At 32.8% G+C, this 17,353-nt stretch carries 14 protein-coding genes; 3 read left to right on the forward strand and 11 right to left on the reverse strand.

The genetic code is table 11. The features are described from left to right. Nucleotides 1-10: 10 nt before the first annotated feature. The 8 genes from lpxD to efp form a co-directional block, all read right to left on the reverse strand. Nucleotides 11-961 (reverse strand): UDP-3-O-(3-hydroxymyristoyl)glucosamine N-acyltransferase, encoded by a 951-nt coding sequence (gene lpxD, locus ACLHDE_RS07990; RefSeq protein WP_415395897.1) that lies wholly within the window; start codon nt 959-961, stop codon nt 11-13. Nucleotides 962-963: 2 nt separating this feature from the next. Then, the gene (gene ilvN / locus ACLHDE_RS07995) at nt 964-1,440 is read right to left on the reverse strand and encodes an acetolactate synthase small subunit (RefSeq protein ID WP_415395898.1); all 477 of its coding nucleotides are present in this window, start codon (nt 1,438-1,440) and stop codon (nt 964-966) included. Next, entirely contained in the window at nt 1,440-3,134 is a 1,695-nt protein-coding gene (locus ACLHDE_RS08000) for an acetolactate synthase large subunit (RefSeq protein ID WP_415395899.1), read from the reverse strand. Before ACLHDE_RS08000 ends, ilvN begins: the two co-directional genes overlap by 1 nt. 88 nt (nt 3,135-3,222) lie before the next feature. After that, nucleotides 3,223-5,349 carry a WD40 repeat domain-containing protein gene (locus ACLHDE_RS08005; protein ID WP_415395900.1) on the reverse strand — a complete coding sequence of 709 codons (2,127 nt, stop codon included), beginning with the start codon at nt 5,347-5,349 and terminating at the stop codon, nt 3,223-3,225. Between the two features lies 1 nt (nt 5,350). Then, nucleotides 5,351-6,556 (reverse strand): threonine ammonia-lyase, encoded by a 1,206-nt coding sequence (gene ilvA, locus ACLHDE_RS08010; RefSeq protein WP_415395901.1) that lies wholly within the window; start codon nt 6,554-6,556, stop codon nt 5,351-5,353. 2 nt (nt 6,557-6,558) lie between these two features. Further along, nucleotides 6,559-6,993 (reverse strand): CoA-binding protein, encoded by a 435-nt coding sequence (locus ACLHDE_RS08015; protein ID WP_415395902.1) that lies wholly within the window; start codon nt 6,991-6,993, stop codon nt 6,559-6,561. 108 nt (nt 6,994-7,101) lie between these two features. Then, nucleotides 7,102-8,529 (reverse strand): helix-hairpin-helix domain-containing protein, encoded by a 1,428-nt coding sequence (locus tag ACLHDE_RS08020; RefSeq protein WP_415395903.1) that lies wholly within the window; start codon nt 8,527-8,529, stop codon nt 7,102-7,104. A 27-nt stretch (nt 8,530-8,556) separates the two neighbouring features. Further along, on the reverse strand, nt 8,557-9,123 hold the full coding sequence (gene efp, locus ACLHDE_RS08025) for an elongation factor P (protein WP_415395904.1): 567 nt from the start codon (nt 9,121-9,123) through the stop codon (nt 8,557-8,559). 120 nt (nt 9,124-9,243) lie between these two features. Here efp and ACLHDE_RS08030 point away from each other — a divergent pair, with 120 nt between their 5' ends. The 3 genes from ACLHDE_RS08030 to ACLHDE_RS08040 all read left to right on the forward strand — a co-directional run bounded on the left by ACLHDE_RS08030 (nt 9,244) and on the right by ACLHDE_RS08040 (nt 14,752). After that, complete coding sequence (locus tag ACLHDE_RS08030) at nt 9,244-12,042, forward strand: ChaN family lipoprotein (protein WP_415395905.1); 2,799 nt, start codon at nt 9,244-9,246, stop codon at nt 12,040-12,042. 42 nt (nt 12,043-12,084) lie between these two features. Further along, on the forward strand, nt 12,085-13,209 hold the full coding sequence (tgt, locus tag ACLHDE_RS08035) for a tRNA guanosine(34) transglycosylase Tgt (protein WP_415395906.1): 1,125 nt from the start codon (nt 12,085-12,087) through the stop codon (nt 13,207-13,209). Between the two features lie 85 nt (nt 13,210-13,294). Continuing rightward, the gene (locus tag ACLHDE_RS08040) at nt 13,295-14,752 is read left to right on the forward strand and encodes a hypothetical protein (RefSeq protein WP_415395907.1); all 1,458 of its coding nucleotides are present in this window, start codon (nt 13,295-13,297) and stop codon (nt 14,750-14,752) included. Nucleotides 14,753-14,758: 6 nt separating this feature from the next. On the opposite strand, the gene ACLHDE_RS08045 is transcribed toward ACLHDE_RS08040, so the two are convergent. The 3 genes from ACLHDE_RS08045 to ACLHDE_RS08055 all read right to left on the reverse strand — a co-directional run bounded on the left by ACLHDE_RS08045 (nt 14,759) and on the right by ACLHDE_RS08055 (nt 17,348). Continuing rightward, nucleotides 14,759-15,139, reverse strand: a complete 381-nt coding sequence (locus ACLHDE_RS08045; RefSeq protein WP_415395908.1) for a response regulator transcription factor — start codon at nt 15,137-15,139, stop codon at nt 14,759-14,761. Nucleotides 15,140-15,234: 95 nt separating this feature from the next. After that, the gene (locus ACLHDE_RS08050) at nt 15,235-15,816 is read right to left on the reverse strand and encodes a hypothetical protein (RefSeq protein WP_415395909.1); all 582 of its coding nucleotides are present in this window, start codon (nt 15,814-15,816) and stop codon (nt 15,235-15,237) included. 323 nt (nt 15,817-16,139) lie between these two features. Further along, on the reverse strand, nt 16,140-17,348 hold the full coding sequence (locus ACLHDE_RS08055) for a dihydroorotase (RefSeq protein ID WP_415395910.1): 1,209 nt from the start codon (nt 17,346-17,348) through the stop codon (nt 16,140-16,142). Nucleotides 17,349-17,353: the final 5 nt, after the last annotated feature.

Here is a 17,353-nt window from a genome sequence, read left to right on the forward strand (position 1 = left end):
TATAACCCTTTTAAGAATTTAGCTTTGCTATTTTACTTTGAAGTCTTCTCCACGCCTTGTGATCCATAAGAGGATATCCACTATAGACTCCACCACTCTCTTTTATGCTTTTTGTTATACCACTACGTGCTGTAAATGTTGAAAAAGCAGCTATATCTAAATGGTCTGAAAATGCGCACTGTCCACTTACAACACAGTTTCGTCCGAGTTTAGTTGAACCACCGACTCCAGTTTGTGCTACAAATATAGAGTATTCACCAATCTCACAATTATGTGCAATATGAATAAAATTATCCAATTTTGCACCTGTTTTGATAATAGTAGAATTAAATACAGCTCTATCTACTGCACAGTTAGCACCAAATTCTACATCATTTTCGATAATAACATTACCATTTTGGTAAATCTTAATGTGTTCACCAGTTTTTGTATGAGAAAACCCGAAACCATCTCCGCCTATTACAGTACCAGAATGAATAATACAATTATCTCCTACAATACAATCACGGTAAATTGTTACATTTGGATATAGTATAGTATTGTTTCCAATACTGGCATTTGAACCAACATAAGCTCCCGCCATAATAGTTGTATTAGAGCCTATTAAAGCTCCTTTTTCTATTTTTGCCATGTTATCTATATATGTACCCTCTCCTATCACGCTTTCTAAAGCATCAAAGTCTATAGGTTTTGGTGCAAAAAGTTTTGTTGCATATGCCATAAATATAGACACATCATCACATACTATGTATGAAGCATTTTTGGGAATAAATTCTACTAAGTCTTTTGAAATTAAAAAAGCTTTTGCTTTTGAAGATGTAAGTTCTTTCGCATATTTTTTGTGGACTGCAAATGTAAGCTGAGAGTCTGATGCAAGAGACAACTCATTCATTGAGTCTATCTCTACATCATCTCCTTGTAAATCACTATTTAAGTAAGTAGCAACTTCACTAAAAAGCATAATTATCTCTCTAGTGCTACGGCACCACTTTTAACGATTTCTTTAGGATTATATCTCTTGATAATCTTTAAAAAGTTTTCAACACGTTTAGGTTCATCTGCAACCATAACAATAATTACATTTTCACCTACATTTACTATCTTGCCATTGTAAGCATCACAAAGAGTACTTATTTCTGTAATGTTTTCAGTTACAGGAAACTTAATCAAAGCCATCTCTTTTTCAACTAAATCAGCGTGTTCATAAACTCTAAAAATAGGTATAAGCTTATGAAGTTGTTTAGTAATCTGTTCTATCACTCTAACTGAACCAGAAGTTACAATAGTCAATCTCGAGTATTTACTCTCAGGAATAGGAGCAACCGTCAATGATGTTATGTTGTAACCTCTAGCCGAAAAGAGGTCTGTTATACGAGATAAAACACTTGATTCATTAACTACAATAACTGAAATAACTCTTCTTTCACTAATCTCAGTCATCATTTCTCCTTTTTCTCTAATAACATCATATTAAACAAGCTTCCGCCTGATGGAACCATTGGCATAACATTTTCAAGTCTCTCAACTACAACATCTATAAAAGCAACAATATTTTTCTCTACTGCATCTTTTAGAGCTGCGTCGAACTCTTCTTTAGTAGTAACTCTATAACCAATACCACCGAATGCTTCTGCTAACTTTACAAAGTCAGGCTGAACACTCAAATCTGTTTCACTATGACGTTTATCGTAAAAAAGTGTTTGCCACTGACGAACCATTCCAAGATAGTTATTATTTAAAATAATGTTAATTACAGGTAACTTTTTCTCAACTGCTGTCATTAACTCTTGACAGTTCATCAAAATAGAGCCATCACCTGTAAAGTTAATACTAATTTTTTCAGGAGATGCAGCCTTAACACCCATTGCAGCAGGAAAACCAAAGCCCATAGTTCCAAGTCCACCGGAACTTATGAATTGTCTTGGACGACTAAATGGATAGAATTGTGCACTCCACATCTGATGCTGTCCAACATCTGTAGATATATTTGCATCATCTCCAAGTAGTTCACCTACTCTCTGGATTACCCACTGAGGTTTAATCCTATCTGTATCTTCATGATATGTTAAAGGATGCAGCTCATTAAAGTTCTTAATAGTATCTCTCCAACCCTCATACTTAGCCGAGTTTATCTTTGAAGCAGTTTCTAACATCTCAATAACAACATTTTTAACATCACCAACAATTGGGTAATCAGCATTAATAAGTTTAGAAATAGATGCAGGATCAATATCTACATGTATAACTCCAGCATTTTTAGCAAACTCTGAAATCTTACCAGTTACACGGTCATCAAATCTAGCACCAAGGCCTATGACCAGGTCTGTTTCACTCATAGCCATATTTGCAGCGTAAGAACCATGCATACCAAGCATAGAGATTAGTAGTTCATCATCATGACTTAGAGTTCCTCTTGCCATAAATGTCTCAACAGCTGGTATTCCAGTACGTTTTACTAAATCTCTAACCTCATAAGCAGCATTTGCATTAATAATACCGCCACCTAGATAGAAAAGTGGTCTTTTTGACTTTGCAATAGCGTCCATAGCCTTTCTTATCTGACGTGGATTACCTTTGACATGAGGTTTATAAGTCTCTAAATCAACTTCAATAGAATAATCAAACTCTGCAATCTCGGCTGTAACATCTTTTGGAATATCAACATGAACAGGACCAGGACGGCCAGTTGCTGCAATATGAAATGCTTCTTTTAGTACTCGAGGCAAGTCACTTGCGTTAGTTACAAGGTAGTTATGTTTAGTACATGAACGACTTATTCCAACTGCATCTATTTCTTGAAATGCATCTGTTCCAATAAGACTCATAGGAACCTGTCCACTAATTACAACTAGCGGTATAGAATCCATATAAGCATCTGCTAAACCAGTTACTGCATTTGTAAACCCTGGACCACTAGTAATCATGGCAACACCAACCTTACCACTAGCCTTCGAGTAACCTTCTGCAGCATGTACGGCAGCTTGTTCGTGTCTTGTCAAAATATGTTTAAAATTATCTTGCTTATAAATCTCGTCGTAGACATTCATAATCGCTCCACCAGGGTAGCCAAATACTGTGTCTACGCCTTCTGCGATTAAAGCTTCAATGACCATCTGTGCGCCACTAATTTGCATAAAGTCTCCTCTAATAAAAAATTCGCTTATTATATTTAAAAAGAACTATATTAGAGGTTAAACTGTGTGAGAGTCATACAGATTAAACCTAATCTAAGATAGACTTCACAACCATAGAGGGTCTCCACATATCAATAGAGCCTTTAGTTTGGAGTTCAAGGTTAAGTTTTGAGTTTGGATATCTATTTTTAAATAATTGAAAAAAACTTTCTATCTGATTTTCTAATCCAAAGCATAAAATATAGTTTTTTATTCCATTTTCTATAAGAGTCTGTTCTTTCTTCATCTTCACAGCTTTTTCAAGTTGATACATATAATACCAACTATATATATTTGCCAAAGCATTATTTTTAGAGCTAATCTTTATATATTTTTTTAGAACTTCGTTTAACATTTTCAAGTCACCACTAAGTGCATACTTATTTGCTTTTTGAAGATCTGTATTCCATTCATTTTGCAACATTTTCCCATCTTCAGACTCTTGAAGTTCTTCATTAGATGCTAAAAGATTATACGCTGTTTCTATATCACCATCTTCCATTGCATTAAAAAATTTCTGTTTATTTTCTATATCTTTTATTAAGCATTTAACTTCATCAGTAAAATGACTAAAATCTACTAAGACTCTAAGAATTTTAATTGCGGAATGAGAATCTCCAGCTTGAAGTAATTTTTGACTATTTATGTAGAGAGTGTCAGCATAATTCATTAGTGCATCATAGTCAGAAAACTCTTTTAAAAATGGATTTAATTTTATAAGTTCAAACGCTATTATAAAATCTTTTTGTCCAACTGCTATTCTAAAGCGCTTATATACTTCGTTTTTTGTTAAAAGGTCTTGAATAAGTTTTGTTTTTTGAGTTATACCTCTATATGGAGCAAGTATTTCACGTGCTTTATCTGCATATTTAGGGTCCATAGCATATTTTTGTGCCAAAGCAAATGCCTTTTTCCAGGCAAGTTCAAGAGTTTTATAAATTTTTGAGTCTTGATACATCGGATGCTTTAGAGCCAAAGAATAAGCAAGTGCCAATTTACCCTGCTTTGCTAGTGTAGCGAATTTGTCAAACTCTTGATACTCAAGCGTGATATTTTGCATAATAGTGTTCTTCGAAGGTATATTTTTGAAGTTTTCAAAAAGGTTTATTGCTCTTTGTTTATCACCGGCTTCAAATGCTAGTTTTATTTTTTTTAGAGTTATGTCCCACAAATTAGTAATAAGTTGATACATTTTTGTGTACTCTAGAAGTGGATTTCGCTCAATATATTTTTGAATAGCTTCATAGTCTTTAACTTTTACTTTTTCTTTTATATAATCCATACCGTCATAAATATTATAAAAAAGAAGGTCACCCTTTTGAGTACCAATTAAAAGCTGTTCATTGTTTTTGTCAAAGTATAAAGCAGTAATAGAAGATGTCACTTTTATATATTTTTTTGTTATAAGCTTATAGCTTTCAAGTTCGTAAACTAATATATAACCTAGTTCAGTTCCAAAAAACAAGAATTTATCATCTGAACTTGTTGTAATATTGAGCACATCATCATGTATACCTTCAAGTCTTGTAATCACTTTACCACTGTGGTAGTCCCAGATAATCGCACTATTTTTTTTATCTATACTAACAAGTCTATGCTCACTTAAAAAATGAACTTTCAAAACAGGGTCTGCATGTGCTGTGAGTCTATGCTTTTGAGACATTGTTGTCATACTGAATATTTGAACTTTTTTATCGTAACTCGCAGTTGCAACCCACTGTCCATTTGCACTAAATGCTATGTCATTTACAGTATCAACATGAACTGGAAGCGTAAATGCTATCTTTTTAGTTTGTACATCAATTGCGCATGACTTTCCATCATCGCCTCCGGTAAACACGTATCTATCTTTAGGCTCAATTGCAACACAACTGACTTCACCTTGATGTCTATCAATTTTTGCAAGTATTTTTTTGCTTTTAGCATCAAAAAGAAGCGCTTCATTACAACTTTCACTTAATACCAAGAAGTTACTTGAATCACTACTAAAATCAACAACATTATTTTTAAATCTAGAGTGAGAGATACCTCCCTTAAATCCAGATATTATACCTAGCGTATTGATATCCAAAAACCTTACATTAGTCTTAGAATCAACAACTAAAAGTTTACCATCATCAAGAATCTTAAGTTTAATAATCGCGTTTTTAAAGTTTATTTTTTTTATTGCTTTCATCTTAATAATCTCTTAAATAACCTTCATTTTTTAGAACATCAGTTATCTCTTGTTGATGAGTCTCACCTTTTGTTTCCATATGTACAGTAACATTGGCATCTCCATAATCAAGAGAGATTGAAGTTCTATCATAAGAGATATGTACAATATTTGCATTTAACTCTCTAAGTAACTCTGTAAATCTCATCAATGAACCAGGTTTATCTATTAATGTAACTGTTACTTTCATTTTTCTACCAGATTTCAGAAGACCTTTTTCAATAATGACAGAAAGCAGAGTTACATCCATATTTCCACCACTAAGGACTAATGCTACTTTTTTACCTCTAAGGTGAGCTAATTTTTCATGAAGCATCGCAGCTACAGATGCAGCTCCTGCACCCTCAACAACAAGTTTTTGTTTCTCTAGTAAAAATAAAATTGCACTTGCTATCTCTGCATCATCAACACTAACAAAAGTATCTACATTTTTAAGAGCATATTTAAGTGTTATAGCAGAAGTGTCACGAACAGCTATACCATCTGCAATAGTTCTAACACTTACGCTATCTACAGGCTTTTTAAGCTCGTAGGAGTTTTTAAAAGCTGGGGCACCTTTTGCACTCACTCCAATTACTTCTATGTTTGGATTTATACTTTTAATAGCTGTTGACATACCTGCTATAAGACCTCCGCCACCTACGGGAATCACTACAGCATCTAAGTCCTTACAACTATCCAAGATATCAAGCGCTAAAGTACCCTGACCTGCCATAACTTCTTCATCTTCAAATGGATGAACAAAGGTTAAAGAGTTCTTTTTTCCGTATGAAAGTGCATAAGCATATGCTTCATCATAATTTGTACCAGCTAAGATAACCTCTGCACCGTAATACTTAACACCATCAATTTTTGTAAGTGGTGTTGACTCCGGCATTACAATGACTGCACGGATATTGAATTTTGAAGCTGATAGAGCAACTCCCTGAGCATGATTTCCAGCACTTGCTGCTACCACACCACAAGCTCTTTGAGCATCTGTTAAGGAAGCAATTTTATTGTAAGCACCTCTTATTTTAAAAGCACCTGTTACTTGAAGATTTTCTTTTTTAAGATAAATCTTACTTGATGTCATCTCACTCAAATATGGTGCGTATGAAAAAGGGGTATCAACTATAACATTTTTTATACGTTCTCTTGCTTCGTAAATTTTATTTATATCTAACAATATCACATGCCTTTAAGTGCTTTGTGTTCTATCATCGTACACATATTTTGTACAACTTTCATTTCAACATCTTTTGCTTTTTGTGCTGCAACATTATTTACAATACCAAGTTGAGCCCAAAAAACCTTTATATCGCCTCTTGCTATACAGGCATCCGCAACAGCCTCTAGAGCTTTAGCTGCTCTAAATATATCTACCATATCAACAGGAAATGGAATTTCACCAAGTGATCTATATACTTTTTCACCTAAGATAGTATCTTCTTTAGGATATACAGGAACTATTTTAAAGCCTTCTTCTTGTAAGTATTTAGCAACTCTATGACTTGCTTTATCAGCATCTGGTGATAATCCGATAACAGCAATTGTCTTTACTTCTTCAAAGATTTCTTTTATTTCTTGTTTGTTTGAATTAACTGAAGGAAATTCACATTCCATTATTTTATCCCCTATCATATTTTATAATATCTTAAAATATTATATCGAAAATTTATAAAGTAATTAATAAACTAAGTTCTCCTACTCTCGCTTACGCGAGAACAAGAGCTATTTCAGAAGTTTTTTCCAAGCTTTTTCAATCTTAGCTGCAAGTTTTTTAGTGATACCTTTTACTTCTGTAAGAATAGAAGTGTTTTGGTGTAGTACACCAACTACTTCATCAACATTCCCAAAGTGTTCTACTATCTTTTTAACTTTTTTATTACCGATGCCATCAACAGATGTTAAGAAGTCGCTTAACTCTTCTTTAGTTATGTTAGCTTCTTGAGTCTCTGATTCGTTAGACTCATCTTTAGTTGGATGCGGAACAGGTTTATCTTTAGGAATTTCTTGTTTTGATGATTTTTTAGTTGGTTTTAAAGCAAGATTATCTTGGTAGTTATAAATCTCACTTGGCCACTCTTCACTCCATCTTCTTTTAACATCATACATTTTGTATTCATTATCTAGCATATGAAGATAGACTTCATTTTCACCAAATAATTTTCTCTTTTTACCAAAGTATGCACCATCATAACTAGCTGTGTACTTACCAAATGTGATGTGTCTCATTGTTCTAAGGATTGAGCTGTCAAGTTTACCTAACTCTTCCCAGTTAAACATAGGAGCGTGAGGTTTTCTAAATCTACCTTCACTAAGACTCCACATAATGTATTGACCAATCCAATCTCTAATGTATGGGAATGCTGCAAATGCTGTAGCACACTCTAAGATGTGAACCTTGCCATCTTTTCCATATGCAACATCACAAGCCCAGTACTCAGCTTTAGCCGCTTTAGATACTCTTACAGCTAAATCGAGTACATTTTTTGGAACATCATTATAGTCCATGCTTCCACCCTGAGAAGTGTTAGTTAACCATTCACCCTCCGGTGCACGTCTCCAGAATGCACAAACAGGTTTATGACCTATTAGCATTACACGGATATCAGCTTCCATAGGTACAAAGTCTTGAAAATATTGAGGATGATATTTTTTCTCATCATAAAGTTCTCTTGCCTCTTTATAACTATCTACCTTATGAACAAAGTATCCGCCATAATTCGACGGTCCATAAGATTTTTTAATTATTTTAGGATATTCACATTTTTTAAGAAACTTATCTGCGTTGTCATGCTTGTAGTAGATATATGTCTTAGGAATAGGTAAGTCATATTTCCAGGCAAATCTTGTAACATTTTCTTTTGATTTGTTAGAAAACTGTGTATCCATTGATGGGATAAATCTCACATGTGGGAGTTCTCTTGCAATTTCGCGGAAAGTTTCATAAGCAGTCGCTGGAATATTACCTATTAGTACATCAATTTTTTTTCTTTTTACCTCTTTGATAAATCTATCTTTATCATTTTTCCAGTGGTAAGTAACTGTCTCTATCTTATTTGGCCATCCTTTAAAGTTTGAATGATCAAAAAATCTCAGTACATAATCAAGGTATAAAAAACCTAGTTTTGGTAGTTGCTTATTACTTAGTCCCATTTTTAGTTACTCCCCATATTTTATTTGTTATTTTACTTTTTCTAGATATTCACAATCAACAGTATTTACTTTTATTAAATCACCTTGAAGAACATGGTAAGGCACTTGAACAACCGCACCAGTCTCTAATGTTGCAGGTTTTTTACTCCCACTTGAAGTATCACCTTTAAAGTTCGGAGGTGTTTCTGTGATAATAAGCTCCATAGTTTCAGGAGCAGCAACAGATATAGCTTGGTCTTTGTAGAAGATAATATCAACATTAATCCCATCTTTAAACCACTTAGATGCATCATCGCATTGTTCATAGGTAAGCCCAAGTTGATCATAAGTATCATTGTCCATGAACTGATACATATCACCATCATCATAAAGATATTGCATAGTTTTGTAGTCGATGATTGGAACTTCAAACTTATCTCCAGCATGAAGAGTTTTCTCAACTATTTTGCCATTTAAAAAACTCTTTGCTTTCATACGAACAAACGCTGCACCTTTCCCTGGTTTTACATGTTGAAATTCCACTACTCTACAAGGAACTTCGCCCACTACTAGACGAACTCCTTTTTTGATATCACCCATTCCTACAGTTGCCATTCACACACCTCTTAAATATTTTTGTAATTCTACATAAAAATGGCTTAAATTCATTAATTTATTGTTATTCTCTTATTCTAGATACAATACTATTTCTTATATTAGAAGGATAACACTATTATGAAAAAATTATTTTTATTTTCCACACTTTTACTATCTACTCTCTATTCTCATGAGTGTCACTATAAATTAAATATTGACTTAGATGTTGACAATGGCATACTTCAAGGTAAGGCCACTATTGAGAGTGATCACCCAACAATGAAACTACTAGATTCTAAAGCAAATATTTTGGAAATTAAAAATGCAACATTAAATATTAATGCCAAAATTCCGCAATTAATAAAGCTAGATGCTAATAAATCTGTAGAAATATCATTTAGTCATAACTTTAAACCAATTAATGGAGATATAATTTTATTGGAGACTTGGTATCCAAAAATTGATATGATGTGTTCCTATGAGACGATTATTTCAAATTCAGATATCACAGCTATTGTAGAATCTACTAAAGCTCCAATAGATAGTCTCCACTTAATAGCATCTAAAAACTACACAATAAATTCTAAGATTACTAAAGAAAATATGAATCTCTCAACATACTTTTATCCTGAGGATTCTCATCTTTCAGATAAATATCTTCAAAAAACAGAGGAATACTTTAAACTATATAAAGATATGTTTGGGTTTATTCCTTTTAAAAAATTCTCTGTTGTAGAAACTCCTTTTCCTGCTGGTTATGCAATGCCAACATATACTCTTATTGGAAAACAGATTATTGATAAAGATTTTGTACTGGATAATTCTTTAGGACATGAAATAGTCCATCAGTGGTTTGGTAACTATGTGCATGCTCCATATCAAGGAAACTGGGTTGAGGGTATGACTACATTTTATTCCGACTATCTCTATGCAAAAAAGAGTTTTAAGGAAGTTGATTACAGAAAAAACATGCTCATAAAGTATGATTCATATGTGAATTCAAATAATGAAATTTCATTGATTGAGTTTAAACATAAAAAACAAGAGAGCTCAGATGCAATTGGCTACTCAAAAGCAACTTTCTTTTTTTATATGCTAGAGAGAAAAATAGGCAAAGAAGCTTTTGATAATGGAGTAAAAGAATTACTTAATAAATACAAATATAAAGTGGCTACTTATAAAAACCTAAGAGAGATATTTGAAAAAACATCAGAAAAAAAACTACTTGATTTTTTTAAAACATGGGTATACAAAAAAGGAGCATTAGATTTTAATGTAAACAATATCGACTTAAAATATATACAAAATAATTATGTTTTAACATTTGACATTACAAATAACATGGGGAGTGGTTATCTTCCTCTGTCCATATGCTCTGATGATGAGTGTTTATACACAAAAATTGATTTAAGCAAAAAAAATCCGCGTATAGAGATAGACATAGAACCAACTAAAATTATTTTTGATGAGAGTTATGAGATTTTCAGAAAACTAGATTTAAAAGAAATTCCTCCAACTATCTCAAAAATTATTCAGGGTAATGCTATATTGGTTATTGATAAAGCAGACGAGAAAAGATTTTCGAAGTTCAAGCACGCTTATAAAAATTTCAAATATGCTGATGAAATCACGTATAAAGAACTTAAAAACAATAATATTTTTATTTTAGGTTCTAAAAACTCTCTACTGAAGCAGATTGCTGTTTCATTTGAAATGCAAGGTGATGCAAAGATTGAGCTATTTAAAAATCCTCTGAATGAAAAAAATGTTATAGCTGTATTTGATATGAAAAAACTCTCAAAGTCTATTTTTTATAAGTTAAGACATCTTGGTAAATACTCAACCGTAATCTTTAAAGGCGGAAATATTATACAAAAGACAACAAAGCCGTCTTTAAAAGGTGTAACTTACAATATAAATAGCAGCTCTTTAGCGCTTAAACCACAAGCGCAAAAATTCAACAAGGTTATTGGAGATATTGCTAAGAGTAAAGTTGTATTTATTGGAGAGAGCCATACAGATTTTTCAAGCCATCTTAATCAGCTAAAAATAATTAAAGAGATGTACAAAAAAAATAAAAAACTAGCCATTGCAATGGAGATGTTTCAAAAGCCATATCAAAAATATCTTGATGCATTTGTAGAAGGCAAAATCACTGAAAAAGAGATGATTATAAAAACAGAGTATTTTAAAAGGTGGAAGTATGACTATGAGCTTTACAGACCAATTTTACTTTTTGCAAAAGAAAAACGTATTCCTATTATTGCAATAAACATAGATAGAGAAATAACTAAAAAAGTTGTTAAGGAAGGTATAGATGCACTAAGTGACAAGCAACAAGCTCTACTGCCTAACTCAATCGACTTTGCTGCAACTAAGTACAAAGAAGAGCTAAAAATGATATATGGAATGCATCAATCCGGTAGCTTTAAAAACTTTGATGAGTTTTACCATGCACAACTAATTTGGGATGAATCAATGGCCGCAAATATAGTCGGTTTTATAGAAAAAAAACCTGACTATTCTGTTGCTGTTTTGGCTGGTAATGGTCATATTATGTATGGATATGGAATACCAAGTAGAATCCAAAGACGAGGAATAAAAGACTATACTATTGCTCTTAATCTAACAAATCCAGAACCTGGCATAGCTGACTATATACTTTATCCATCGACTATAGGTACACAGAAATCTAAAAAACTTGGTGTTTTTCTTAAAGATGGTAAAAAATTAGAAGTACTGAAATTTGTTGAAAAATCTTTAGCCAAAAAAGCTGGTATGAAAGTTGGAGATACTATTATAGCTTTCAATACAACCCCAGTAAAAAACTTAGCTGAGCTTAAAACAGAACTAGCATTTGTAAAAGACGATGTAAAACTAACACTCATTAGAGATTCAAAAAAAATTGATATAGATATTAGTTTTTTAGAGAAATGATATAATGTCAGCAAATTTATATATTTTAGGACACTAACAACTATGGAATTCACTTTAGAAACCACTTCAAAAAATGCTCGTGCTTGTACAATAAAAACTGCTCACTCAACTATAAAAACACCTGTATTCATGCCTGTAGGAACACTAGGCAGCGTTAAAGCACTCGATATGGAAGATGTAGTAGATATGCTGGGAGCTGAAATAATCTTGGCAAATACTTACCATATGTACCTTCGTCCAGGAGATGAAACTGTTGCTAAAATGGGTAAACTTCATAAGTTTACAACCTATCCAAAAAGTTTTTTAACAGATAGTGGCGGATTTCAGGCATTTAGCCTTAGTGATATCTCAAAACCAAAAGAAAACGGCATAGAGTTCCGTTCTCACATAGATGGCTCAAAACACTTCTTTACACCAAAAAAAGTTATAGATATTCAGAATAATCTTGGCTCAGACATCATGATGATTTTAGATGATTTGGTTGCTCTTCCTGCAACTCAGGAGCGAATCAAGCTCTCTATTGAGAGAACTACCGCGTGGGCAAAAGAGTCCATAGAGTATTTTCGCTCAAAGCAAGCAAAAGGTATAGGGCAAGAGCAAAATATCTTTGCCATCATTCAGGGTGGAACTGACAAAGCATTTCGTACAAAATCTGCTACTGAGCTTTGTGCTATGGATTTTGATGGTTTTGCTATAGGTGGGCTCTCAGTTGGAGAGTTAAATAGCGAAATGTATGACACAGTTGAGCATACTGTACAGTACATGCCTAAAGATAAGCCTCGCTACCTTATGGGTGTCGGAACTCCAGAAGATTTAATAGAAAATATTGAAAGAGGCATAGATATGTTCGACTGTGTTATGCCGACTCGTAATGCAAGAAATGGTACTCTTTTTACATCTTTTGGAAAAATCAACATAAAAGGTGCAAAGTTTAAAGAAGATGAAGCACCAATTGATCCGGAGTGCAAGTGTATAACTTGCCAGAGATACTCTCGTGCATATCTTAACCATATGTTTAGAGCTCGAGAAATAACATACTTTAGACTTGCCACCATTCATAATCTTCATTACTATCTAAATCTTATGAGAGAAGTTAGAGTTGCTATTTTAGAAGATAAATTTGCAGAATATAAAGAAGAATTTTATAGAAAAAGACAAAAGCAATAAATTTAGTTATATTACTCACTACTAACTCACTACTATCAGATAAGATACTATTTTTGAAAATATTAAATTAAGGAAAATAACCATAATGAAGAATGAAAGACTTTTTAAAGTAGGACAAAACTTAGTAAAATTTGCATGGACGATTGAGATTATAGCTGTAATAATTGGCTTTTTAATCTCTATAATTGTTTCTTACTCTGTATTTAATGAAATAAACAGATTTGATAAAGCTTTCACATTTGGTGATTACGCGGCTATACTAGTTGCAGGTCTTCCTTTTTTACTTGTTGCTATTGTTGAAGCAACTAAGATTCCTATAGCAACTGCTATGATGTATGCGAAGCATAAACCTTGGAAAGTCATGCTATTTTTTGGAATAATTTTACTTTCATTAATCACCTTTGAAACTATGATAAATGGTTTTGAGCGTAACTTTGCCAACCTTACTTTTGCAATAGATGAGAGAAAAAGTAAATCTCTTTTAATACAACATAGTATTGACAACATTGAAGATCAAAAACAAAAAATAGATACTATAAAAATTGATAAAGTTGAAAATACTTATGCGAATAGAATCGCTCGCGCAAACAAGAACTACAATGAACAGGTAGAGAATCAAAATAAGTATATCAACCAGCAACTAAATGGCATGGATGATAGTTATAAAGTTAAAATAGATGAGGAATTAAACTCTCTTTACGCGAAAGAGAGTAAAATATATGAATCATGGGATAAAGAACGTGAAAGCATGCAAAAACGTCTACGAAATCTACTCAATCAAAATGTAACAGGGGCAAATAAAGACAAAGAGAAACTATCAAGTGAAGTTGACTTATTAAAAGAAGAGATGAAGAAAAAAATGGCAGACTCAACTTTCTTAACAAGAGGTGCAGTTGAGAGAAAATACAGAAAACTAATATCAGAGAAAGAAAAACGTCTCTATGCTGTCTCAGACTATGCAACAGGAACAAAAGCACTTGACCAACAAACTGGTACAGAGAAACAGCTGCAAGAACAGTTAGCAGTTGTTGGTAAGACTTATCAAAAACGTATAGATGCTATTCACTCACGTATCGACTATTTAAACAGCCAACTTAAAAAGCATCAAAATTCAAATGATTTTTTACAAACTAAGTATCGAACAGAATTAGAAGACTTTACCCTTCATGCTGCTAAAAACAAGGCTGAACTGGTTAGAAGAGCAGCTAACGATAAGAATAGTCTTTATAATAAATATACAAATATACAAACTAAGGTTAAAGACCACGATGCAAAGATTTTTGAACTAAAAAAAGAACAGACTGCTTTACACTATGAGATGAATAGACTTGTAAATCAAAATCAAATTTACCGAGTTGCGTCATACATAAGTTCTAAAGAGAATGGTATGGATGTACCACGTGAGACAGTTGGTCTAGTTGCACTAATTTGGTTTGCTTCACTCGCATTTATCAGTTCTGTAACTGGTGTATTCTTAGCGATTGCCGGTATATATATTCAGAAGTGTTATGATCCTGAGTTAAATGAGAAGATTGTAGTTTAGTCTTCTTTATTTACGGCGCTTAAGTATTTCAGGAAGTACAAAGTGTCTAAAGTGTAGGTCATTAATCGGTTTTTTCAAAAAACGATGTACTCCTGCCTTTTTCATATCTGAATAACTTCCATGACTCTCATCACCACTAATAGCAAAAAAAGAATTCTTTAAGTCAGGCTTATTCTCAAATACCAACTTAGAGAACTTACAACCATCCATCTTCGGCATATTTATATCTGTAAAAACTATATCTGCACCATTTTGTCTGATAAACTTTATAGCATCATTACCATTTTCAAATGAGAACATCTCATCATCTTCCACACCAAAATCTTCCAAAAAAGATTTTATTATCATTCTAATAGTAAGAGAGTCATCTAGTATTATTATTTTCATATAACAATTATACCTGATTTGTCTTCAAAAAAATTGATATATGTCATTATTTAGTTAAAATATATTAATAACATTTACCGTTATAGGGAAATTCTCTATTTGATATGAACGTTAGTACCAGGTTTACCTCTAAAAATAACATGACAAGCAACACAACCATTAGCAATAGGGCTAAGTAAAGCAGCAGCACCAGCCATGTCTCCTTTTTCAGCAGCTTGAGCAAATTTTATAGCATTACCTTCAACAGCAGTATTCATACTATCAAGACCGCCAAGAAGTTCATCAGTGATTTGATCAAGTTCCAAGTAAGCAATTAAACCACCACGAGGTATTCTATGATTGGCAATACGACGAGCAGCATCAGCAGCCATTTCAGGGTTATTCATAAAAACAGCACTTACCATAGTCTCATAATCTTGACCAACTTCTTGCATAACTTGACGTAAAGTAGACTGCATAGAGTGACGATCATGATGTCTATATATTTGAATAAGAGTTCCTTTAGTAGAATCAGAAAGTTTACCAATTCTTTGTTTTAACTCATTATCTAAAAGTCCCAGAGAAGCTTTCATTTTTATTTGAGCTTCTTTAGTTGTAAGCTTAGGCTCACCATCTACATTTGCCAATAACACTGAAGCTGATACTAACAGTGAAAGTCCAAGAATTATGTTTTTCATGTTTTTCCTTTTTTTTACTTCAAATAAATTAAATATTTTTTTGAAGATAATTCAGTCTAGGATTTTTATAGAGTATTTGAGCAAAATAAAAAATAAATATATAAAAAAATAGAGTTAATGTTGCGAAAAGAAACACATTTTTAGATAAAAAAAGGTTATAATAAAAAAAACTGTAATATAAGAAAATATTATGTTTCTCTTGTGCTACTTTAGTCACAGACAGAGTGGATTTGTTAGACTATAATGGGCCTCTGGTAGATTATTTAAAAAAGATTTCAAGCTAATTAAAAGTAAAATAAATTTAATTATTAAGATTTATACGGTTATTTTTTAGATTCTCGAAATATCTTAATAATCTCTCCACTTAACTCTTGTGAGTTATAAAGCGATTGCTCATTATCTACTATTCTTTTAGCGTTTGGATTAAAAAGTAAAGCATTTACTTTTTGTCCTACTTTGATTTCTCCAGCTTCTTTGCCTATACTTTTTGCAGGATTTTGTGATGTTAGTTTAACTAACTCTGTCATTGTTAGAAGTCCACTTTTGACAAGTTTAGTATAATACAGAGGCATAGCATCACCAAGTGCTTCACATCCATAGTCAGCATCATAAAAAGCAACCTCTTTATTTACGGGAGAGCTTGGCTGATGAAGTGTTGTAAGAATATCTATCTCTTTGTTTTTAAGTGCTGCTCTTAAAAGTTCTACATCATCTGCTGATGCTAAAGGCGGGTCAAGTTTTGCTGTAGTATTGAAACCCTCACAAGCCTCATCAGAGTTAGTTAAGTGATGGATAGAGACTTCACATTTTACATCTACACCATCCTCTTTTGCTTTAGTTATAAGAGAGATTGAGCGAGGAGAGGCAATAGACTTAAAAAGTATCTTGATATTAAAATGCCTTGCTATTTCTATCATACGTGACACGTGCAGAACTTCACTTAAATCAGGAATGCCTGCAAGTCCAAGCTTTGAGCTTACATCACCATCTAGCATAACTCCACTCTTTATCAAGGAGTTATCTTCTGCCTTACAAAAGATTGTAACATCATACATCAAAGCATACTCTGCTATTTTAATAGCCACATCATTTTTGGCTATGGTACTCATATATGGAACAACAGCTCCACTTTTTAAAAGTATTGCAATATTGCTGAGTGTACTATCCTCTTTTAGAGTGTTTAGCATTAGGTCTATTTTTGCACCGCTTAAATTATGCAGTCCATTTTGAGCAAACTCCAAAACAACTTCATTATCGATTGCAGGTTTACTGTCAGCATTTAAGACCACATGTCCAACTCCACCTAAAAGTGCTTCATCTGAAATAGCTTTAATATTTTTTGAGTTTAAATTTGAGTCATACAGTCTTACATTTGTGTCTACAAGCAGAGGCATAAAGTATGCACCATCTGCATCTATTGTTTCAGAATCATCAAGCTTTGTGCCTATCTCTGCTATAACTCCATTTTCTATGCGTATATCTGCCTTATATTCACCATTAACATCACATACTACTGCATTTGAAATTACCATTTTTA

The sequence above is a fragment of the Sulfurimonas iocasae genome (genome assembly GCF_047716755.1).
Taxonomy (GTDB): domain Bacteria; phylum Campylobacterota; class Campylobacteria; order Campylobacterales; family Sulfurimonadaceae; genus Sulfurimonas.